A 20,280-nucleotide genomic window follows, 5' to 3' on the forward strand; every position below is an offset into this window, starting at 1 on the left:
TCGATCGTGGTTCTGGCTGGGTGTAGGGGGTATGGGTGACGCCGGACCGGCGGCCCGCCCGGAGCGAGCGGACCGCCGGTGCTGTGGCCGTCAGTCAGGCGCCGCTCGGCTCGAGCCGCACCTCGGCGCTGCCGGTCAGCCCGCCGTCGTTGTACTGGGCGACGAAGACCGCGCTGAGGTCGTCCTCGCCCGGGTCGTGACCGCCCGGCACGGTGGTGGTCAGGGTGCCCGTGCAGCCGTTGGCGGTGCTCTGCGGGTGACCGTGGCTGTCGTGACCCAGGATGTAGGTCACCGTCACCTGGTTGCAGTCGACCTCCGTGTCGTCGGTCACCGTCACCTCGTAGGTCACGGTGTCGCCGAACTGGAAGGTGTCGTCGGGCGTGGGCGTCACGAACTCGATCACCGGAGCCTGGTTGCCGACGGTGATGTCGACGTCGGCCGACGCGTGCCGGCCGCGGTGCTTGCCCCCGACGTCGGTCACCGTGAGCGTGGCCCGGTAGGTGCCGTCCTCGGTGTAGCGGTGGGTCGGGTTCTTCTTGGTGCTGTCGAAGCGTCCGTCACCGTCGAAGTCCCACTGGTACTTGAGCTGGTCGCCGTCGGCGTCGGCCGTGCCGGCGCTGGAGAACTTCACCCGCAGCGGCGCCTTGCCCGCGGACGGGTCGGCCGTGACCACCGGCACCGGGCTGTGGTTGCCCTTGGCCCCGATGTAGTCGATGCGCGAGAGCTGGGCGTCGGGGTTCTCGGCGAAGTAGCCGTCGCCGTACTCGAGCACGTACAGCGCGCCGTTGGGGCCGAACTCCATGTCCATCGGGTTGTCGGTCACGATGCCGGGGACGACGTCCTCGATCGCGACGTCGTCGCCGGTGACGTGCAGGCCCTTGATCCAGTCGCGGCTCCACTCGTAGAGCAGCGGCGTGTTGTCGTACTGCTCGGGCCACGCGACGGGGGTCTTGCCGCGGGTGTCGCGCACGTCGTACTGGTAGGCCGGGCCGGCCATCGGGGAGATGCCGCCGGTGCCGAGCTCGGGGAACTGCTCCGAGACGGGGTAGGAGTAGAAGATCTCCGGCTTCTCGACCGGCGGCAGCTTGACGCGGCCGGTGTTGTGGACCGAGGTGTTGCGCGGGTTGGCGCAGTCGAAGGCTTCACCGGAGGTCTCGGTCTCGAAGTCGTAGTCGACGTAGGGGAGCTCGTCGGTCGCACAGAAGGGCCAGCCGTAGTTGGCGGGCTGGTCGATGACGACCCACTTGCCCTGGCCGGACGGCCCGCGCTCGGGGTCGGCGGTGTTGGCGTCCGGCGAGTAGTCGGCGACCCACAGCTTGTCGGTGCGGGGGTGGATCTCGATGCGGAACGGGTTGCGCAGCCCCATCGCGTAGATCTCGGGCCGGGTCTTGGGCGTGCCGGGCCGGAACAGGTTGCCCGTCGGGATCGTGTAGCCGCCGCGCTTGCCCGGCTTGACCCGCAGGATCTTGCCGCGCAGGTCGTTGGTGTTGCCCGAGGTCCGCTGGGCGTCGAAGGCCGGGTTGCGGTTGGGGCGCTCGTCGAGCGGCACGAAGCCGTCGGACTCGAAGGGGTTCGAGTCGTCGCCGGTGGCGAGGATCAGGTTGCCCTTGGAGTCGAAGACGATGTCGCCGCCGACGTGGCAGCAGATGCCGCGGTCGACCGGGACGTCGAGGATCCGGCGCTCGGTGTTGTTCTTGACCTCGCCGTTGACGAAGCGGAACTTCGACACCCGGATCACGCCCTTGTACGGCGCGAAGTCGGCGGCGGTGCCCTCGAGCGGTGCGTCACCCTCGTTGATCGAGGCGGTGGCCGGGTCGTCGGCCGGGGTGTCGAGGGGCGGTGAGTAGTAGAGGTAGACCCAGTTGTTCTTCTCCCCGTCGAACCCCGGGTCGAGGGCGATGCTCTGCAGCCCCTCCTCGTCGTGCTGGTAGACGTCGATCTGCCCGGCGATCGAGTTCACGCCGGTCTCGTAGTCGTTGTGCCAGATGACGCCGGCCCGCGTGGTGTGCAGGACGTCGCCGTCGGGCAGCACCGCGAGGTCCATCGGCTCGCCCGGGCGGTCGTTGAGCGTGACCTTCTGGAACTCGCTGTCCGGGGGCGGGGCCGGCGGGTCGTCGTGGCCGGGGTGGGCGCCGGCCGGCGCGGTGATGCCGCCGACGGCGGCAAGTGGAATGGCGATAGCGCCGGCGGCCATGGCGGCCAACACTCCCGAGAATCGATGTTGCACGTATCTGCTCCTTGTGTTGACGAGCGGGACGGCCGTCTCCCCATGGCCTGCGCGTGCTCAGCCGAGTGACGACGGCCACATCGAACGTAGGGCGGTGCGCGCCGCGTCGTCAACCGGGTGGACGACTTTCGCAAGTCATTTGCGTATCTCGGTCGGATGTGGACGTCGGCCGGGCGGGTCAGGTCGCCACGGCCGGGGCGAAGACCTCGGCACTGACCAGCCTCGAGGCGCCGATGACGCCGCCGGCGTCGACCAGCTCGCTCAGCACGATGGGCAGGTTGCCCGTGGCCAGGGGCAGCGAGCGCTGGTAGGCCGTCCCGCGGATCTCGGCCAGCAGCGCGTGCCCCAGGCCGCTGACCCGCCCGCCGATGACGATCAGGCCGGGGTTGAAGAACGACACCAGGCCCGCCACGACCTCCCCGACCCGCTGCCCGCTCTCACGCAGGAGGGTCGCGGCGGCGAGGTCACCGCGGGCCACCGCGGTACCGACGTCGCAGGCCCGGAGCAGGCCGTGCTCGGCCAGCAGGTCGGCCAGCACCGCGGACCGGCCGCGCTCGGCGGCCTCGGTCGCGTCGCGGGCCAGCGCGGCTCCCCCGGCGTAGGCCTCGAGGCAGTCGGTGTTGCCGCACACGCAGCGCCGCCCGTCGCCGCGCACCTGGATGTGGCCGATGTCGCCGGCGCAACCATTGACGCCCCGGTAGAGCTCGCCGTCGACGACGACCCCGCAGCCGATGCCGGTGCCGATCTTGACGAAGAGGAAGTCGCGGGCGTGGCGGGCGACGCCGGCGTGCAGCTCGCCGACCGCCATCACGTTCACGTCGTTGTCGAGCACGGCCGGGCAGCCCAGCTCGCGCGAGACGGTGTCGCGCACGGGGTAGCCGTCCCAGCCGGGCATCAGCGGTGGGGCGACCGAGACACCGCGGCCGAAGTCGACCGGACCGGGCACCCCCACCCCGACGCCCATCGGCCGCTCGACACCGAGCTCGTCGAGCAGGCGCCGCACGTGGTCCAGCGCGGCCCGCAGCACCAGGTCGGGACCCATGTCGATGCGGCAGTCGACCTTCTCGGTGCGCAGGACGTCGAGGCGCCCGTCGGTGACGCCGACCGTGGTTCCGGTGGCGCCGATGGCGATGCCGACGAAACGGATGTCGTCGGCCAGGGCGACCATCGTCGACCGGCGCCCGCCGCGCGACTGGGCCGGACCGGTCTCCTGGGTCAGCCCGATCTCCGAGAGCCGGCCGACCTCCGCCGCGATCGTCGTCCGCGACACCTGCAGCCGGTCGGCCAGCGCGGTCCTGGGCAGCGGCCCCTGGTCGCGCAGCACGGTCAGCAGCCGGGCCTGCATCGCGCTCTCGGCGCGGCCCGACAAGGAGTGCAGCATCAGGTCATCGTGCCATCCGGGCCAGCCGGCGTCCGAGCTCCGCGGCCACGTCGCGCAGCGCGTCGGGTTCGAGCACCTCCACCGGCCACGGCAGCAGCGCCAGGTGCACCGCCAGCCAGTCGAGCTGGTCGCCCCCCGCGGTGAGCACGGCCGCGTCGCCGTCGGGCTCGACGGCGCCCACCTGGGGCGGCAGCAGCTCGCGCACCTGCGCGGCCGTCGCCGAGACCCGGGCGCGCACGACGTGCCGGTACGGCGCGGCGGTCACCGCCCGCTGCACGAAGGCGGCCGGGTCCGGGTGCTCGCGCGGAGGGACGCGCCAGGTCGTGGCGACGACGTCGGCCATCCGGTCGAGACGGAAGGTGCGCCAGTCGTCGCGGTCGACGTCGAAGGCCATCAGGTACCACCGGCGTCCGGTCGCGACCATCCGCACCGGCTCCACCGTCCGCTCCTGCCGCCCGCCGCCGCGCGAGGTGTAGCCGAACCGCACCCGGACGGCGTCGCGGCAGGCCCGCGCCAGCGTGGTCAGCACCTCGCCGTCGGCCTGCGCGACGCCGCCCGGCAGCGTCTCGGTGGCGCCGTGCAGCGTGCGGACCTCGGAGCGCAGCCGCGGCGGCATGACCTGGTCGAGCTTGGCGAGGGTGCGCAGCGCCGCCTCGCCGGTGCCGGCCACCGTCCCGCCGGCCGCCAGCCGCAGCGAGACTGCGATCGCGATGGCCTCGTCGTCGTCGAGCAGCAGGGGCGGTAGCGCCTTGCCGGCGCCGAGCTGGTAGCCGCCGCCGACGCCCTGGCTGGCGTGCACGGGGTAGCCGAGGTCGCGCAGCCGGCCGACGTCGCGCCGCACGCACCGGTCGGTGACGCCGAGCTCCCCGGCGAGCTCGGTGCCGGTCCAGGTCCGGCGCTGCTGGAGCAGGGTGAGCAGGCGCAGCACGCGCTGGGTGGTCCCGTCGGCCATGCCGGCAGCCTGCCAGAGACAGCGGACCGGAACAGTCCGGTATCGCTGGCACGGTGGGGTCATGACGACCTGGAACGCACTCCTGCGCGAGCAGCTCACCGCCCACTGGGACACCCAGCTCCGCCCCCGGCTCGACGGGCTGGGTGACGACGAGTACTTCTGGGAGCCGGTCCCCGGCGCCTGGAACGTCCGGCCCCGCGGCACCGGCACGGCGCCGGTCCAGGCCGGGAGCGGGGAGATGACCATCGACTTCGCCTTCCCCGAACCCGACCCGCCCCCGGTGACCACCATCGCCTGGCGGCTCGGTCACGTCATCGTCGGTGTCCTCGCCGTCCGCAACGCCGCGCACTTCGGCGGCGCCCCCGCCGACTACGAGTCCTTCGCCTACGCCGCCACGGCCACCGAGGCCCTGGCCCAGCTCGACGCCGAGCACGCCACCTGGACCGCCGGGGTGGAGGGCCTGGGCGAGGAGGGGCTGCTCCGCCCGGTCGGCGCGGCCGAGGGCGCCCACGCCGCCGCGCCCCACGCCGCGCTGGTGTTGCACATCCAGCGCGAGGTCATCCACCACCTCGCGGAGGTCGCGCTGCTCCGCGACCTCCACGCACACGGCGCGGGGACGGCGCGATGAGCGACCCGACGACCCGCGAGGTGCAGGTCAGCTTCGACGCCGCCGACCCGGCCGCGCTCTGCGCGTTCTGGTGCGCGGCCCTCGGCTACGAGGTCGACGCTCCCCCGCCCGGCTTCGACACCTGGGACGCCGCCCTCGACGCCTTCGGGGTGCCGCCCGAGCGGCGCAACGACGCCTCGGCGGCGCACCACCCCGGGGGCGCCGGGCCGCGGCTGTTCTTCCAGCGCGTGCCGGAGACGAAGACGGCGAAGAACCGCGTCCACCTCGACGTCCGCGCGGCACCCGGGTTGCGGGGCGAGGAGCGGATGGTGGCCCTGGAGGCCGAGTGCGACCGCCTCGTCGCCCTCGGCGCCACGCGGGTGCAGCGGCACGAGCCCGCTCCCCCGTTGTCGCACGGGTTCATCGTGCTGGCCGACCCCGAGGGCAACGAGCTCTGCCTGGACTGACCCGGCGCGCCGGCGTCCACCCCGGGTCAGAGCGCGGGCGCGCCCCAGATCGCCAGCCAGCGGGAGGGGTCCTGCTCGATCGGCAGCTCGGGGACGAGCAGGTCGCGGACCTGGATCTCGAGCAGGGTGTCGCGCTCGCGACCCCCGGCCCCCTGGCCGGGCTTGGGCGCGAACGGGTAGAAGGTGCCCTGCTTGTAGAGGTAGACCAGGCCGAGCCGGCGGCCGGAGGAGTCGGCGAAGGGCACCAGCGAGCAGAGCAGCGCGGGACCGAAGCCCGCGGCCTCCAGGCCGGTGTTCACGGCGTGCAGGTCGGTGCACAGCTCGCCGAGGTCGGAGGTCGCCGGGTCGTGGGGCGGGTGGTCGACCTCGAGCCAGGTGAAGCCGAACTCGTCGGTGGTGACGTCGATGGTCGGCGCCCCCGACGTGGCCCGCAGCAGCTCGACGACGTCGGTCTGGGTGTCGGCGAACGCCGGACCGGCGGCCGCGCGGTAGCAGACGGCGCCGTCGCCGGTGGGCACCAGGCCGAGCGTCGTCTGCAGCGTGATCGCGGCGCTCGGCACGTTGAACAGCGCGTCGAGGTCGGCCTGCTTCGGCCGGGAGCGGCCGAGGATGGAGTCGAGGAAGCCCATCAGGTGCTCACGCGGTGGGCCGGTCGAGCTCGCCCTGGATGCGGGCCAGCTGCTCGAGCCGCTTCTCCAGCGGCGGGTGGGTGGAGGCCAGCCCCTTGAGGCTGATCGGGGAGATGCACAGCGCGCTGCCGGCGCTGACCTGGCGCAGGTCGCGCTCGGGCACCCGCTGCATGCCACCGCTGATCTTCTGCAGCGCCGAGGCCAGCGCCGCGGGCTTGAGCGTCAGGTAGGCCCCGGCCCGGTCGGCGGACAGCTCGCGGTAGCGCGACAGCAGCCGCAGCAGCACGAAGCTGACGGCGTACACGACGAGGCTGACCAGCAGCACCACGAGCCAGACCGGGAGGCCGTTGTTGTTGTCGCGGCGCCCGCCCCCGAAGAAGCCGAGGCCGCCGTACTGCGCGCCCTGGGTGAGCATCCCGGCCGCGATGCCGGACGACGAGGCGACGGTCATCACCAGCACGTCGCGGTGCGCGACGTGGGAGAGCTCGTGGGCCAGGACGCCCTCGAGCTCCTGGGTCGTGAGCAGCCCGAGGATCCCGGTGGTCACGCAGACCACGGCCCGGTCGGGCGAGCGGCCGGTCGCGAAGGCGTTGGGCACCGAGGTGTCGGCGATGCCGACGCGCGGCTTCGGCATGTCGGCGAGGGTGCAGAGCCGGTCGATCATGCCGTGCAGCTCCGGCGCCTCCTGCGGCGTGACCTCGCGGGCCCGCATCGCCCGCATCGCGATCTTGTCGGAGCTGGACCACTGGTAGACGGCGAACCCGATGCCGGCCACCGCGACCAGGATGCCGATGCCCTGGCCGGCGGCGGCGGCGAGCACGACGACGAGGGCCACGAACAGTCCCCCGAGGAGGAACATCACGAGCGTCATCCGGGCGGTCAGGCCGGCGTCACCGACGAAACGAGTGCGAGCCATGGGTCCAGTCTCCCGTGCGCTCCAAGGGGGGTGGTCCCCACCTCCGGGCGACGCGCGGGCTCAGCCGGGGATGAGGCCGTCGTCGGAGAGCATCTGACGCACCTCGGCGATGGAGGCGTCGTCGGGCGGCAGGATCAGGTCGGACTCGTCGAGGGAGTCGTCGGCGTGCCGGACCCCGACGGTGCGGACGCCCTCGAGCAGCGCGACCAGCGCCGGGCGGAACGTCGTCTCGTCGTCGGCCTCGATGGCGGCCTCGACGGCCGAGTCGAGCTCGTTGAGGCGGTCGAGCGCCTCCTCGGCGATGTCGAACTGCCCCTCGCCGAGGATGCGGATGATCATGGCGGTCATCGGGGCGTCTCGCCCTCGGCCTGGGTCTCCTTCGACAGCGGGTCGGCCGCGCCGGCGCCGGCGGCACCGAGCTGGCCGGGCGCCTGCGGTGCGGAGAGCCCCTTGAGGCGGGCGAGCTCGAGCTCGACGTCGGACTGCGAGCCCAGCGAGTCGAGCTCGCGGGAGATGTCGTCGCTCGGGCCCGACGACGTGACGTCGTCGAGGGCGCCGGAGGCGATGAGCTCGTCGATCGCGCCGGCCCGGGCCTGCATGTTGGCCGTCTTGTCCTCGGCGCGCTGGATCGCCATGCCGACGTCGCCCATCTCCTCGCCGATGCCGGAGACGGCCTCGTTGATGCGGGTCTGGGCCTCGGCCGCGGTGTAGGTGGCCTTGATGGTCTCCTTGCGGGTGCGGAAGGCCTCGACCTTGGCCTGCAGCCGCTGCTGGGCCAGGACGAGCTTCTCCTCCTCACCCTGCAGCTGGGCGTGCTGCGCGCGGAGGTCGGAGATCTGGGTGTTGAGCCCGGACTTGCGGGTCAGCGCCTCGCGGGCGAGGTCCTCGCGGTCCATCTGCAGCGCCTTCTCGGCCTGCGACTGCAGCTTGGCGGCCTGCTGCTCGAGCTGACCGATCTGCAGCTCGATGCGCTTGCGACTGGTCGCCACGTCGGCGACCCCGCGGCGCACCTTCGTGAGCAGCTCGAGCTGGCGCTGGTAGCTGTAGTCGAGGGTCTCGCGCGGGTCCTCGGCTGCGTCGAGCGCCTTGTTGGCCTTGGCCCGGAAGATCAGGCTCATCCTCTTCATCAAGCTCATGCGCTCACCCTATGCCCGAGCCGCAAGTGGGTCGACGGGTGCGGCCGCACCGTCGGCGGTGCAGCGGCGACCGGACCGGCGGTACCCACGGGTACCCTGGGCCCATCGTCCACCGGCCAGAAGGCAGCTCGTTGTTCCGTCGTCGCAAGTCCGAGACCAGCACGTCCGACGTCCCCGGCGTCGACCTCGCCAAGAGCGGGGGCAAGGGGCGACCCACGCCGACCCGCAAGGAGGCCGAGGCCGCCGCCCGCGCGCGGGCCCGCGTGCCGCGCACCCGCAGGGAGCAGATGCAGGCCCAGCGGGCCTCGCGCTCCGAGTCGAGCCAGCGCGTCCGGCAGGGCATGAAGGACGGCGACGAGCGCTACCTGCTGACCCGCGACAAGGGCCCGGTGCGCCGGTTCATCCGTGACTTCGTCGACGTCCGGTTCTCGTTCGCCGAGATCGTGATCCCGTTGATGATCGTCTCGCTCTTCGTGCAGGCGCTGATCATCCCGCTCTTCCTCGTGCTCGTCGTCGACCTCGTCGTGCTCCGCCTGCGGCTGCGCAAGCAGCTGCGGGCGCGCTTCCCCGAGGAGTCGCTCAAGGGCACCTCGTACTACGCGATCACCCGCGCGATGCAGATGAAGTTCATGCGGATGCCCAAGCCGAAGATGAAGATCGGCCAGGCGCTCCCCGAGCACTACCGCTGACGGGGGCCGGGCTCGCCCGGCCGTTCCTCCTGCGGGGGTGCTCACCGGTGGTCGGCGCGGGTGAGGAGCGGCTGCGACGCGCGGAAACCCCGCAACCGACCTCGGGAGGGTTCGCGAGGTCGGTCGCGGGGTTTCGTCGGCGCTCGCTGGCGCTCGCTTGCCCAACCTGCGACGGCTGGGTCAGCCGAACATCTCCGAGCGTCGCGGCGACTGGGTCTTGGCGGGGTCGCGCACGACCACGTCGCCGAGGACGTCGTCGATCGCGGTGAGGGCGTCGGCGTCGAGGGTGATCCCGGCGGCCTTGACGTTCTCGGTGACCTGCTCGGGGCGGGAGGCGCCGATGATGGCCGAGGAGACGTTGGGGTTCTGCAGCACCCAGGCCACGGCGAGCTGGGCCAGCGAGAGCCCGGCCTCGTCGGCGATCGGCTGGAGGCGCTGGACGCGCTCGAGGACGTCGTCGTCCATCCAGCGCTTGATCATGTCGGCGCCACCCTTCTCGTCGGTGGCGCGCGACCCGGCCGGCAGCTCGGCGCCGGGCTTGTACTTGCCGGTCAGCGCGCCCTGCGCGATCGGCGACCAGACCACCTGGCCGAGCCCCAGCTCCTCGCTGGTCGGCACGACCTCGGCCTCGATGACGCGCCACAGCATGTTGTACTGCGGCTGGTTCGAGACCAGCGGGACGTGGAGCTCGCGGGCCAGCGCGGCCGCGGCGCGGATCTCCTCCGCCCGCCACTCCGAGACGCCGATGTAGAGCGCCTTGCCGGCGCGGACGACGTCGGCGAAGGCCAGCATCGTCTCCTCCAGCGGCGTCTCGTGGTCGAAGCGGTGCGCCTGGTAGAGGTCGACGTAGTCGGTGCCGAGGCGCTGCAGCGAGCCGTCGATCGACTCCAGGATGTGCTTGCGCGACAGCCCGTGGTCGTTCTGCTTGCCGGGCCCGGTCGGCCAGAAGACCTTGGTGAAGATCTCCAGGCCCTGCCGCCGCTCGCCGGCCAGGGCCTTGCCGAGCACGGTCTCGGCGGCGGTGTTGGCGTAGACGTCGGCGGTGTCGAAGGTGGTGATCCCCTCGTCGAGGGCCTGGCGCACGCACGCGAGCGCGGCGTCCTCCTCGACCTGGGAACCATGGGTGAGCCAGTTGCCGTACGAGATGGCCGAGACCTTCAGACCACTCGCACCGAGGTTGCGGAATTCCATGTCCTCCAACCTAGCCACCCCGGTGTTGCCGCCCCGCGACGCCACCGCCGCGGCGGCCACTGCGATGATCGGTCCATGAGCTCCCCGACCGCCGACGTCTCCGTCCGCGTCGCCTGGTCCGACGACGCCGACGCGATCGCGGCGGTGCAGGTGCGCGCCTGGGGCGAGCAGTACGCCGGCGTCCTGCCCCCCGAGGCGATCCCGACCGACCCGGCGCCGGTCGCCGAGGCGTGGCGGACCTCGATGGGCCGGCCCGCCGACGCCCGCAACCGGGTCCTGGTCGCGCTGGAGCGCAACCGGGTCGTCGGCTACGCGGTCACCACGCCGGCCGTCGACCCCGACTGCGATCCGATCGCCGACGGCGAGCTGGCCGAGCTGGCCGTCGTCCCCGACGAGCGCGGCAAGGGCCACGGCTCCCGGCTGCTGCAGGCGGCCGCCGAGACCCTCGAGGCCGACCGCTTCACCCGGGCCGTCACCTGGACGATCGCCACCGACGACCGGCGCCGCGCGTTCCTCGAGAGCGCCGGCTGGGCTCCCGACTCAGCGCACCGCGAGCTCGACCTCGACGGGAGCGGCACCACCACGCTCAAGCAGGTCCGCCTGCACACCGCCCTGGCGTGAGCGACGCCGCACCGGCCGACCCCGTCCCCGCCGGCCGACGCGAGATCATCTGCGGCAGCCTGGGCGTCGGGGTCGCGACCGGCACCTACGGCGTCTCCTTCGGCGCGGTGGCGGTCGCGTCCGGCCTCGACGTGGTGCAGGCCTGCGCGCTGTCGCTGCTGATGTTCACCGGCGCCTCGCAGTTCGCGCTGGTCGGCGTCCTGGCCTCGGGTGGGACGCCGTTCGCGGGCGCCGCGACGGCCCTGCTGCTCGGCACCCGCAACACCCTGTACGGGCTCCGGCTCGCCCCGCTGCTCGGCTACCGCGGCTGGCGGCGGGTCGGCGCCGCGCACCTGCTCATCGACGAGTCGACGGCGATGTCGGTGACGCGGCCGACCCGGGAGGCCGCGCGCACCGGCTTCCTCTGGACCGGCGGTGCGATCTTCGTGCTCTGGAACCTCGCCACCCTGGCCGGCGCGATCGCCGGCGAGGCGATCGGCGACCCGCGCGACTACGGCCTGGACGCCGCCGTCGGGGCGGCGTTCCTCGCCCTGCTGTGGCCGCGGCTCGACCGCCCGCTGCACCGCGTGGTCGCCGTCCTCGCGGCAGCGGTGGCGCTCGGCGTCGTCCCGTTCACCGCGGCCGGCGTCCCGGTGCTGGTCGCGGCCGGCGTGGCCCTGCTGGCCGGCCTCCTGACGCCCCGCTCCCCCGCTCCCGGCGCCCCGGCGGACGGGGCGACGCCGTGACGTGGGCCGCGATCGTCCTCGGCGCCCTCGGGTGCTACCTGCTCAAGCTCAGCGGCCTGGCCGTGCCGCCCCGGGTGCTCGACCACCCCGTGGTCTCCCGCGTCGCCGACCTGATCCCGGTCGCGCTGCTGGCCGCGCTGGTCGCCGTCCAGGTCGTCGCCACCGACGACGGGAGCCTCGCGCTCGACGCGCGGGTTCTCGCGCTCGGCGCCGCGGTCGTGCTGCTGCTCCTGCGGACCCCGTTCCTGCTGGTCGTCTTCGGCGCCGCGCTCGTCGCCGCCCTCGCCCGCTTCCTCTGAGGCTGCGGCACCCGCTGGTCCAGCCGGCGAGCGCCAGCGAACCGGGTCGAGACCACCCCAGCCGTCGGCCCCGCTGGTCGAGCCGGCGAGCGCCAGCGAGCCGAGTCGAGACCACCCCAGCCCGGTCACCAGGTCTCGACTCGCGGTGACTCCGTCCCCACGGCTCGACCACCGGCACCCGCTGGTCGAGCCGGCGAGCGCCAGCGAGCCGAGTCGAGACCACCCCAGCCCTGTCACCAGGTCTCGACTCGCGGTGACTCCGTCCCCACGGCTCGACCACCGGAAGCCCGCTGGTCGAGCCAGCGAGCCGAGTCGAGACCACCCCAACCCCGTCACCAGGTCTCGACTCGCGGTGACTCCGTCCCCACGGCTCGACCACCGGGGGCGGCTCGACCACCGGGGGCGGCTCGACCACCGGAGGCGGCTCGACCATCGGGACACACATGGGTCAGACGTCGGGGCAGCGCACGACCCGGCGGGTCTCAGAGGTCGATGAGCCGCTCGAGGCCGACGGTGAGGCCGGGCCGCGCCGGGATCGCGCGGACGGCGGCCAGCACACCCGGCGTGAACGACGTCCGGTGCAGCGAGTCGTGGCGGATCGTCAGGGTCTCCCCCGGTCCGCCGAGCACGACCTCCTGGTGGGCGACCAGGCCCCGGACCCGGAGCGCGTGCACGGGGACGCCGTCGACGTCGGCGCCGCGGGCGCCGGGCAGCGACGTCGAGGTCGCGTCGGGCGCGGTGGCCACGCCGGCGTCGCGACGCGCGGCCGCGATCAGCTCGGCGGTGCGACGCGCCGTGCCCGAGGGGGCGTCGGCCTTGTCGGGGTGGTGCAGCTCGACCACCTCGACGGACTCGAAGTGCGGGGCGGCCGCCGCCGCGAACCGCATCATCAAGATCGCGCCGATCGAGAAGTTCGGGGCGACGAGCACGCCGCTGCCGGGGTTCCCGCCGCTTCCCGCTGTGGCCAGCCAGGCCTCCAGCCGGGCCAACCGCTCGTCGTCGAAGCCGGTCGTGCCCACGACGGCGTGGATGCCGTGCTCGATGCACAGCGCGAGGTTGTCCATGACCACGTCGGGGTGGGTGAAGTCGACGACGACCTCGGCCGTGGCGGCGAGCAGGTCGCGCGGGTCGTCGCCCTGGTCGACGGACGCGACCAGCTCGAGGTCCTCCGCGGCGTCCACCGCCCGGCACACCTCGGCGCCGACCTTGCCCCGCGCACCCAGCACGCCCACACGAATCACGTGTTCACCCTAGTGTTGGTGAGTGAATGCCTCCGCCGGGTCTGGCAGGGTGGACGCATGGTGGCACAGCAGATCCCGGCGCGCATCCGATGGGCGGTGGAGTTCATGGACCCCCAACCGGCCGACCACGTGCTCGAGATCGGCTGCGGGCCGGGCGCTGCGGCCGAGCTCATCACCGGGCGGCTCGAGACCGGCAAGCTCTTCGCGATCGACCGCTCGGAGTCCGGCGTCGACCGCACCAAGCGCCGCAACGCCGAGGCCGTCAAGGCCGGGCGGCTGACCGTGCGCCAGATCGACCTGGCCACGCTGCGGGTGCCGGTGAAGCGGCTGCACAAGGTCTTCGCGTTCAACGTCAACCTGTTCTGGGTGCGCGAGTGCCAGGACGAGGTCGCCCTGCTGCACGAGCGGGTCGTCCCCGGCGGCGCGGTCTTCCTCTTCTTCGAGGCCAAGGTCCCCGAGCAGGTCCCGAAGATCATCAAGGGCGCCTCGGCGGCCCTGTCCGAGGGCGGGTTCCGCGTCTCGGTCATCGACAACAAGCAGCCCCCCGTCGTGGGGGTCATCGGCCGGCGCTGAGCCGCCCGCAGGCTAGGCGGGCCCGACGATCGCCAGGATCTCGGGTCGCGCGAAGACGTCGGCGGCGATGGTGCGGACCTCCTCGAGCGTGACGGCGTCGATCTTGGCCATCACCTCGTCGATCTCGAGCAGCTCGTCGTGGACGAGCTCGGCCTTGCCGAGCCGGATCATCCGCGACGCGGAGTCCTCGAGCCCGAGCACGAGGCCACCGCGGAGCTGACCCTTGCCGCGCACGAGCTCGTCGTCGGTGATGCCGTCGGCGGCGACGCGGGCCAGCTCGAGACGCACCGTCGCGAGCACCTCGTCGAGCTTCGACGGCAGGCAGCCCACCGAGACACCGACCACGCCGGCGTCGGCGTGGTGGGAGGTGAAGGAGTAGACCGAGTAGGCCAGGCCCCGACGCTCGCGGATCTCCTGGAACAGCCGCGACGACGTCCCCCCGCCGAGCGCGGTGTTGAGGACGCCGAGCGCGAAGCGCCGGTCGTCGTCACGGGGGTAGCTCTCCATCCCGAGCACGACGTTGACCTGCTCGAAGGGCCGGGTCGCCTCGACCTGGCCCGGGTGGACCCGCACCCGCCGAGAGGTCCGGCGCGGGCCGACGGGGGTCTGCTCGCCGCTGAGGAAGTCGCGCCGGCCGAAGGCCTTGCGCACCTGCCGGACGACGGTCGCGTGGTCGAGGCTGCCGGCGACGGAGACGACCATGTGCTCGGGGCGGTAGTGCTTGCGGTAGAACCGCAGGATCCGGGCCCGGTCGAGACCGGTGATCGACTCCTCGGTGCCGGCGATCGAGCGACCCAGAGGCGACGTCGCACCCCACGCCTGCTCGGCGAAGAGGTTGTGGACGACGTCGTCGGGGTCGTCGTCGTGCATCGCGATCTCGTCGAGGATGACCTCGCGCTCGGCCTCGACGTCCTCGGCGGTGATCAGCGAGGAGGTGACCATGTCGCCGAGCACGTCGACGGCCAGCGGCAGGTCCTCGTCGAGGACCCGGGCGTGGAAGCAGGTGTACTCCTTGGCGGTGAAGGCGTTGAACTCCCCGCCGACCGCGTCGAGGGCCACCGAGATGTCGAGGGCCGACCGCTCGTGGGTGCCCTTGAACAGCAGGTGCTCGAGGAAGTGCGAGGCCCCGTGGAGCGACGGCGTCTCGTCGCGCGAGCCGACGTCGACCCACACCCCGATCGTCGCGGAGCGGGCGCCGGCCATCTGCTCGGTCACGACGCGGAGACCGCCCGGCAGGACGGTGCGCCGCACCTGCGAGGTGACGACCCCACCGGTGTCGCGCACCGTCGAGACCGTGCGCGTCGTGCCGACCTTCTGCATGCGTTCCATCATCCACTTCCTCGAAAACGACACTGACCCGCCAGCCGGGGCTGGCGGGTCAGGGTGCGGGTCAGGCCTCGGCGTCGACCTCGACGTCGGCCGCGTCGGACTGGCCGGCCTCGGCGTCGTCCTCGACCACGGGGATCAGCGAGAGCTTGCCGCGGTCGTCGACCTCGGCGATCTCGACCTGGATCTTCTGGCCGACCGAGACGACGTCGTCGACGTTCTCGACGCGCTTGCCGCCGACCAGGCTGCGCAGCTTGGTGATGTGCAGCAGGCCGTCCTTGCCCGGCATGAGCGAGACGAACGCACCGAAGTTCGTCGTCTTCACGATCGTGCCGAGGTAGCGCTCGCCGACCTCGGGCATCGTCGGGTTGGCGATCTGGTTGATCGCGTTGCGGGCGGCCTCCGCGGACTCGCCGTTGGTGGCACCGATGTAGATGGTGCCGTCGTCCTCGATGGAGATCGAGGCGCCGGTGTCGTCCTGGATCTGGTTGATGATCTTGCCCTTCGGGCCGATGACCTCACCGATCTTGTCGACGGGGACGCGCACGGTGATGATGCGCGGCGCGTGCAGCGACATCTCCTCGGGAGCGTCGATCGCCTCGCCCATCACGTCGAGGATCGCCAGGCGGGCGTCCTTGGCCTGGGTCAGGGCCGCGGCCAGGACCTCGGCCGGGATGCCGTCGAGCTTGGTGTCGAGCTGCAGGGCCGTGACGAACTCACGGGTGCCGGCGACCTTGAAGTCCATGTCGCCCATGGCGTCCTCGGCACCGAGGATGTCGGTCAGCGCGACGTAGGTCGTCTCGCCGTCGACCTCGCCGGAGATGAGGCCCATCGCGATGCCCGCGACGGGCGCCTTGAGCGGCACGCCGGCCTGGAGCAGCGACAGGGTCGAGGCACAGACCGAGCCCATCGAGGTGGAGCCGTTGGAGCCCATCGCCTCGGAGAGCTGGCGGATCGCGTAGGGGAACTCCTCGCGGCTGGGCAGCACGGGCAGGAGCGCGCGGCGCGCGAGCGCACCGTGGCCGACCTCGCGGCGCTTGGGCGAGCCCACGCGACCGGTCTCGCCGGTGGAGAACGGCGGGAACACGTACTTGTGCATGTAGCGGCGGTGCTTCTCCGGGCTCAGCGTGTCGAGCTGCTGCTCGAGCTTGAGCATGTTGAGCGTGGTGACGCCCAGGATCTGGGTCTCGCCGCGCTCGAACAGCGCCGAGCCGTGCACGCGCGGGATGACGCCGACCTCGGCGTGCAGCGGGCGGATGTCGGCGAGGCCGCGGCCGTCCATGCGGATCTTGTCGCGCAGCACGCGGGAGCGCATGAGGGCCTTGGTGACCGACTTGAACGCGGCCCCGACCTCCTTCTCGCGCCCCTCGAACTGGGAGCCGATCTTGTCGAGCAGCAGCGCCTTGACGTCGTCGAGCTTCTCGTCGCGCTCCTGCTTGGCGACCGTGGCGAGGGCCTCGGTGGTCTCGGCGGAGACGGCGGCCTCGACGGCGGCGTAGACGTCGTCCTCGTAGTCGAGGAAGACCGGGAAGTCCTGCACGGGCTTGGCGGCCTGCTTGGCCAGCTCGGCCTGCGCGTCGCAGAGCTGCTTGATGAAGGGCTTGGCGGCGTCGAGGCCACCGGCCACGATCTCCTCGGACGGGGCGGAGGCGCCACCGGCGACGAGCTCGTAGGTGCCCTCGGGCGCCTCGGCCTCGACCATCATGATGGCGACGTCGCCGGTGTCGGTGACGCGGCCGGCGACGACCATGTCGAAGACGGCGCTCTCGAGCTGGCTGTGGCTCGGGAAGGCGACCCACTGGCCCTCGATGAGGGCGACGCGGACGCCGCCGACGGGGCCGGAGAACGGCAGGCCGGAGATCTGGGTCGACAGCGAGGCGGCGTTGATCGCCAGCACGTCGTAGGGCTGGTCGGGGTCGAGCGCCATCACGGTGATGACGACCTGGACCTCGTTGCGCAGACCCTTCTTGAAGGTCGGGCGCAGCGGCCGGTCGATGAGGCGGCAGGTGAGGATGGCGTCCTCGCCGGGACGACCCTCGCTGCGGAAGAACGAGCCGGGGATCTGGCCCACGGCGTACATCCGCTCCTCGACGTCGATCGTCAGGGGGAAGAAGTCGAAGTGGTCCTTGGGGTGCTTGCCGGCCGTCGTGGCCGACAGCAGCATGGTGTCGTCGTCGAGGTAGGCGGTCACCGATCCGGCGGCCTGGCGGGCGAGGAGCCCGGTCTCGAACTTGACGGTGCGGGTGCCGAACTTGCCGTTGTCGAGAACGGTCTCGACGGCGGAGATGACGGGTTCTGTCACGTTGATCTTCCTGTTCGCGGTGCGATCCGCGACTGCCCGCGCACATGCCGGGCCCGGACAGCTGCCGGGCGGGGCGTGGCCGATCTTCGATCGAGACCCGCAGGCCGGCCACCACGTCAGTGGCTCGAGCTCCTGAAGATCACTACCGAGGACCGGGCCGGACGGTGGCGCGGATCGCTCCAGTGGTTGGGTTTTCAGTTGTCGCACCGGCGTACGAGCGCCAGATGCAGTAGTCGGGACCCACCCGATGGGTGGATCCCGACGACGGTCAGCGGCGCAGGCCGAGGCGCTCGATGATCGAGCGGTAGCGGTCGATCTCGGTCTTGCGCAGGTAGTTCAGCAGCCGGCGGCGCTGGCCGACCAGCAGCAGCAGTCCACGACGGCTGTGGTGGTCGTGCTTGTGCGTCTTGAGGTGCTCGGTGAGGTGGGCGATGCGGTGGCTGAGCAGCGCGATCTGCACCTCGGGCGAGCCGGTGTCGCCCTCGGTCGTGGCGTACTCGGCGATGATCTTCTTCTTCGTCGCTGCGTCGGTCCCGATGGACATGGCGGCTCCTCTTCGTCTCTTCGCTGCGCGGCGCGCCGGGGCCTGTTCTCCCGGGCACTCTGGATCCGCGGCCGTTGCACGGCGGTCAGTCGAGTGTCGTCGTCCTGTGAGGGACGGACATGACAGGTTAACGCGCGTCCGCGGCCGCACCCAAACCCGCGTCGTCGCGGCCCCGCGGTGTCGACGGGTCCGAGGGCCCGTCCGGGTACGACGCCGCCCGCACCGCCATCACGTCGGGCAGGTTCGCCACGACCTCGCGCCACGTCGTGCCGGCGTCGGCCGAGGCCCACACCGCGCCGTTGCGGGCACCGACGTAGAGCCCGGTGGGGTGGTGGTCGTCGGCGACCATCGCGTCGCGCATCACCCCGACCCAGCAGGGGTCCGGCAGGCCATCGTCGAGCGCCGACCAGGTCGCGCCGGCGTCCTGCGAGCGCCACACGGCGGCGTGCGCCCCGGCCGGGTAGCGCCCGCCGCTGCCCTCGAGCGGGAAGACGTAGACGGTGTCGGGGTCGTGGGGGTCGACGACGACCGGGAACCCGAACTCCGCCGGCAGGCCCTCGGCGATCGACTGCCAGGTGGCGGCGTGGTCGTCGGAGCGGTAGACGCCGCCGTGGTTCTGCAGGAAGAGCCGCTCGGGCCGGTCCGGGTGGCGCGCGATCTTGTGGACGCACTGGCCGAACTCCGGGTACTGCTGGCCCTCGGGCAGGAACTCCGCGCGCAGCCCCTGGTTGCGCGGCGTCCACGAGGCGCCGCCGTCGGCGCTCTGGTAGACGCCGCCCGAGGAGATCGCGACCGTGATCGATTCGTGGTCGGTCGGGTGCGGGAGGATCGTGTGGAAGGCCTGGCCGCCGTAGCCGGCGCCCCACTCGGTGCGGTGCGGGTGCTCCCACAGCCCGCGGACGAGCGCGAAGGTGCGGCCGCGGTCCTCCGAGCGCCACACCGCGCCGGGCTCGGTGCCGGCCCACACGACGTCCGGGTCGGTGCCGGGGGTCAGCTGCCAGACCCGCTCCACGGTCGCGCCGTCGCCGGGCTCGAACCGGATACCGCCGCCGGGGGTCTCCTGCCAGGTCGCGCCGAGGTCGTCGGACCAGCGCACCTGCGGGCCCAGCCACGGCGAGGAAGCGCCGGCGAACAGCCGCGGCGTCCCACCGCCGCGGGTGTCGACCAGGCAGGAGTAGACCTCCTCCATGTCGTGGTGCGGCCCCGTGACGTCCCAGTCGTGCCGGGCGTCGTCGGAGGTCGCGATCCACAGCCCCTTGCGGGTCCCCACCATCAGCACCGTCGCCATCGTGTTCCTCCCGGGTTCGGTCACGCCCGCAGGCCGCGGACGCACGTCGTCCCCCTGCAGACCGGCCGGCGACCGCGAACTCATCGCCCACCGCGAGTCTCGCCCCGGCTCGCCGACGCTCCCGGAACCCCCGCTGGTCGAGCCGCGGGGACGAAGTCACCGCGAGTCGAGACCCACCACCAGGTCTCGACCCGGCCCGCCGACGCTCACCGGAGCCCCCGCTGGTCGAGCCGCGGGGACGGAGTCACCGCAAGTCGAGACCCCGGCACACTACGAGGCGGACGGCGGGAGACCGAGTCTGCCGCGGCGCTCGGTGTCGGCGATCTCGCGCTCTCGGCGACGGCGTGTCGAGTGACGCTCCGCGAGCGCAGGGAGATCGGCGTAGCGGAGGTCGATGAGGGCCTGACGCTTCACCCGGCTCCAGTTCTGGACCTGCTTCTCGCGAGCGAAGGCGTCGGCGATGCGCTCGAACTCCTCGACCCAGACGAGCTCGACCGGACGACGTCGCTTCGTGTACTCGGCTCCCTCACCGATCTCGTGCTCGTAGAGACGATGCTCGAGATTCCAGGTGCTCCCGACGTAGAAGGAGCCGTCCGCGCATCTCAACATGTAGGTGAAGGGCATCCCCCCAGGATCGGCACACCGTCGTCCGCTCGCCAGGACACCTGACTCACCTGTGGATGACCGCCTGCGCAACCGGTTCGGTCGACGTGTCCGTGGTCTCGACTCGGCTCGCTGACACTCACCGGCTCGACCACCGGAGAGACCCCGCTCGCTGACGCTCACCGGCTCGACCACCGGAACCCCCGCTGGTCGAGCCGCGGGGACGAAGTCACCGCGAGTCGAGACCCTTCACCAGGTCTCGACTCGGCTCGCTGACGCTCGCCGGCTCGACCACCGGAGAGACCCGGCTCGCTGACGCTCACCGGCTCGACCACCGGAACCCGCTGGTCGAGCCGCGGGGACGGAGTCACCGCGAGTCGAGACCCACCTCCAGGTCTCGACTCGGCTCGCTGACGCTCACCGGCTCGACCACCGGAGAGACTCGGCTCGCCGACGCTCACCGGCTCGACCACCGGAACCCCCGCTGATCGAGCCGCGGGGACGAAGTCACCGCGAGTCGAGACCCACCACCAGGTCTCGACTCGGCTCGCTGACGCTCACCG

Annotated in this window: 21 protein-coding genes; 7 read left to right on the forward strand and 14 right to left on the reverse strand. The window is 72.5% G+C overall.

The genetic code is table 11. The features are described from left to right. Positions 1-94: 94 nt before the first annotated feature. The 3 genes from FE634_RS13675 to FE634_RS13685 all read right to left on the reverse strand — a co-directional run bounded on the left by FE634_RS13675 (position 95) and on the right by FE634_RS13685 (position 4,560). Positions 95-2,194, reverse strand: a complete 2,100-nt coding sequence (locus FE634_RS13675) for a PQQ-dependent sugar dehydrogenase (RefSeq protein WP_137292806.1) — start codon at positions 2,192-2,194, stop codon at positions 95-97. 211 nt (positions 2,195-2,405) lie between these two features. After that, a complete protein-coding gene (locus tag FE634_RS13680) occupies positions 2,406-3,608 on the reverse strand; it encodes an ROK family transcriptional regulator (protein WP_137292807.1) in 1,203 nt (400 codons plus the stop codon). A gap of 4 nt (positions 3,609-3,612) precedes the next feature. Then, on the reverse strand, positions 3,613-4,560 hold the full coding sequence (locus tag FE634_RS13685; RefSeq protein WP_148240686.1) for a helix-turn-helix transcriptional regulator: 948 nt from the start codon (positions 4,558-4,560) through the stop codon (positions 3,613-3,615). A 61-nt stretch (positions 4,561-4,621) separates the two neighbouring features. On the opposite strand from FE634_RS13685, the gene FE634_RS13690 reads away from it, so the two are divergent. Continuing rightward, positions 4,622-5,188 (forward strand): DinB family protein, encoded by a 567-nt coding sequence (locus tag FE634_RS13690; protein WP_138876197.1) that lies wholly within the window; start codon positions 4,622-4,624, stop codon positions 5,186-5,188. Then, the gene (locus tag FE634_RS13695; RefSeq protein ID WP_148240687.1) at positions 5,185-5,634 is read left to right on the forward strand and encodes a VOC family protein; all 450 of its coding nucleotides are present in this window, start codon (positions 5,185-5,187) and stop codon (positions 5,632-5,634) included. Before FE634_RS13690 ends, FE634_RS13695 begins: the two co-directional genes overlap by 4 nt. Before the next feature lie 26 nt (positions 5,635-5,660). Here FE634_RS13695 and pspAB read toward each other — a convergent pair whose 3' ends face one another. Genes pspAB through FE634_RS13715 form a run of 4 tightly spaced genes read right to left on the reverse strand, consistent with a single transcriptional unit; the run spans position 5,661 to position 8,315 of the window. Continuing rightward, complete coding sequence (pspAB, locus tag FE634_RS13700; RefSeq protein WP_137292811.1) at positions 5,661-6,263, reverse strand: PspA-associated protein PspAB; 603 nt, start codon at positions 6,261-6,263, stop codon at positions 5,661-5,663. Between the two features lie 7 nt (positions 6,264-6,270). Then, entirely contained in the window at positions 6,271-7,179 is a 909-nt protein-coding gene (htpX, locus tag FE634_RS13705; RefSeq protein WP_138876199.1) for a zinc metalloprotease HtpX, read from the reverse strand. A 60-nt stretch (positions 7,180-7,239) separates the two neighbouring features. Beyond that, entirely contained in the window at positions 7,240-7,527 is a 288-nt protein-coding gene (pspAA, locus tag FE634_RS13710) for a PspA-associated protein PspAA (RefSeq protein ID WP_246060576.1), read from the reverse strand. Continuing rightward, on the reverse strand, positions 7,524-8,315 hold the full coding sequence (locus tag FE634_RS13715) for a PspA/IM30 family protein (RefSeq protein WP_148240688.1): 792 nt from the start codon (positions 8,313-8,315) through the stop codon (positions 7,524-7,526). Before FE634_RS13715 ends, pspAA begins: the two co-directional genes overlap by 4 nt. 131 nt (positions 8,316-8,446) lie before the next feature. Here FE634_RS13715 and FE634_RS13720 point away from each other — a divergent pair, with 131 nt between their 5' ends. Beyond that, the gene (locus FE634_RS13720; protein WP_138876200.1) at positions 8,447-9,004 is read left to right on the forward strand and encodes a DUF3043 domain-containing protein; all 558 of its coding nucleotides are present in this window, start codon (positions 8,447-8,449) and stop codon (positions 9,002-9,004) included. A gap of 180 nt (positions 9,005-9,184) precedes the next feature. Here FE634_RS13720 and FE634_RS13725 read toward each other — a convergent pair whose 3' ends face one another. Next, positions 9,185-10,195: an aldo/keto reductase family protein gene (locus FE634_RS13725; protein ID WP_137292815.1), complete on the reverse strand. Its 1,011-nt coding sequence runs from the start codon at positions 10,193-10,195 to the stop codon at positions 9,185-9,187. Between the two features lie 75 nt (positions 10,196-10,270). Between FE634_RS13725 and FE634_RS13730 the strand changes: the two genes are divergently transcribed. From FE634_RS13730 to FE634_RS13740, 3 genes are read left to right on the forward strand one after another with little or no spacing between them, the layout of a single operon-like run. After that, complete coding sequence (locus FE634_RS13730; RefSeq protein ID WP_138876201.1) at positions 10,271-10,816, forward strand: GNAT family N-acetyltransferase; 546 nt, start codon at positions 10,271-10,273, stop codon at positions 10,814-10,816. After that, entirely contained in the window at positions 10,813-11,541 is a 729-nt protein-coding gene (locus FE634_RS13735) for an AzlC family ABC transporter permease (RefSeq protein WP_222847580.1), read from the forward strand. The genes FE634_RS13730 and FE634_RS13735 overlap by 4 nt, the downstream gene beginning before the upstream one ends. Next, on the forward strand, positions 11,538-11,840 hold the full coding sequence (locus FE634_RS13740) for an AzlD domain-containing protein (protein ID WP_138876202.1): 303 nt from the start codon (positions 11,538-11,540) through the stop codon (positions 11,838-11,840). The genes FE634_RS13735 and FE634_RS13740 overlap by 4 nt, the downstream gene beginning before the upstream one ends. A 482-nt stretch (positions 11,841-12,322) precedes the next feature. On the opposite strand, the gene dapB is transcribed toward FE634_RS13740, so the two are convergent. Beyond that, on the reverse strand, positions 12,323-13,081 hold the full coding sequence (dapB, locus tag FE634_RS13745; protein WP_138876203.1) for a 4-hydroxy-tetrahydrodipicolinate reductase: 759 nt from the start codon (positions 13,079-13,081) through the stop codon (positions 12,323-12,325). A 57-nt stretch (positions 13,082-13,138) separates the two neighbouring features. Between dapB and FE634_RS13750 the strand changes: the two genes are divergently transcribed. Continuing rightward, the gene (locus FE634_RS13750) at positions 13,139-13,654 is read left to right on the forward strand and encodes a class I SAM-dependent methyltransferase (RefSeq protein ID WP_137292819.1); all 516 of its coding nucleotides are present in this window, start codon (positions 13,139-13,141) and stop codon (positions 13,652-13,654) included. A 12-nt stretch (positions 13,655-13,666) separates the two neighbouring features. Here FE634_RS13750 and FE634_RS13755 read toward each other — a convergent pair whose 3' ends face one another. The 5 genes from FE634_RS13755 to FE634_RS13775 form a co-directional block, all read right to left on the reverse strand. Continuing rightward, positions 13,667-14,983 (reverse strand): M16 family metallopeptidase, encoded by a 1,317-nt coding sequence (locus FE634_RS13755; RefSeq protein WP_246060577.1) that lies wholly within the window; start codon positions 14,981-14,983, stop codon positions 13,667-13,669. Between the two features lie 61 nt (positions 14,984-15,044). Beyond that, positions 15,045-17,282, reverse strand: coding sequence for a polyribonucleotide nucleotidyltransferase (locus FE634_RS13760; RefSeq protein WP_137292821.1), 2,238 nt, complete (start codon positions 17,280-17,282; stop codon positions 15,045-15,047). Positions 17,283-17,550: 268 nt separating this feature from the next. Then, on the reverse strand, positions 17,551-17,826 hold the full coding sequence (gene rpsO, locus FE634_RS13765; RefSeq protein WP_134767468.1) for a 30S ribosomal protein S15: 276 nt from the start codon (positions 17,824-17,826) through the stop codon (positions 17,551-17,553). A 127-nt stretch (positions 17,827-17,953) separates the two neighbouring features. Then, positions 17,954-19,114, reverse strand: a complete 1,161-nt coding sequence (locus tag FE634_RS13770) for a WD40/YVTN/BNR-like repeat-containing protein (RefSeq protein WP_262347425.1) — start codon at positions 19,112-19,114, stop codon at positions 17,954-17,956. 270 nt (positions 19,115-19,384) lie between these two features. After that, on the reverse strand, positions 19,385-19,738 hold the full coding sequence (locus tag FE634_RS13775) for a GIY-YIG nuclease family protein (RefSeq protein ID WP_148240689.1): 354 nt from the start codon (positions 19,736-19,738) through the stop codon (positions 19,385-19,387). Between the last annotated feature and the right edge of the window lie 542 nt (positions 19,739-20,280).

Origin of the sequence: Nocardioides sp. S-1144, from assembly GCF_005954645.2 — a bacterium.
GTDB classification, from domain to species: domain Bacteria; phylum Actinomycetota; class Actinomycetes; order Propionibacteriales; family Nocardioidaceae; genus Nocardioides; species Nocardioides dongxiaopingii.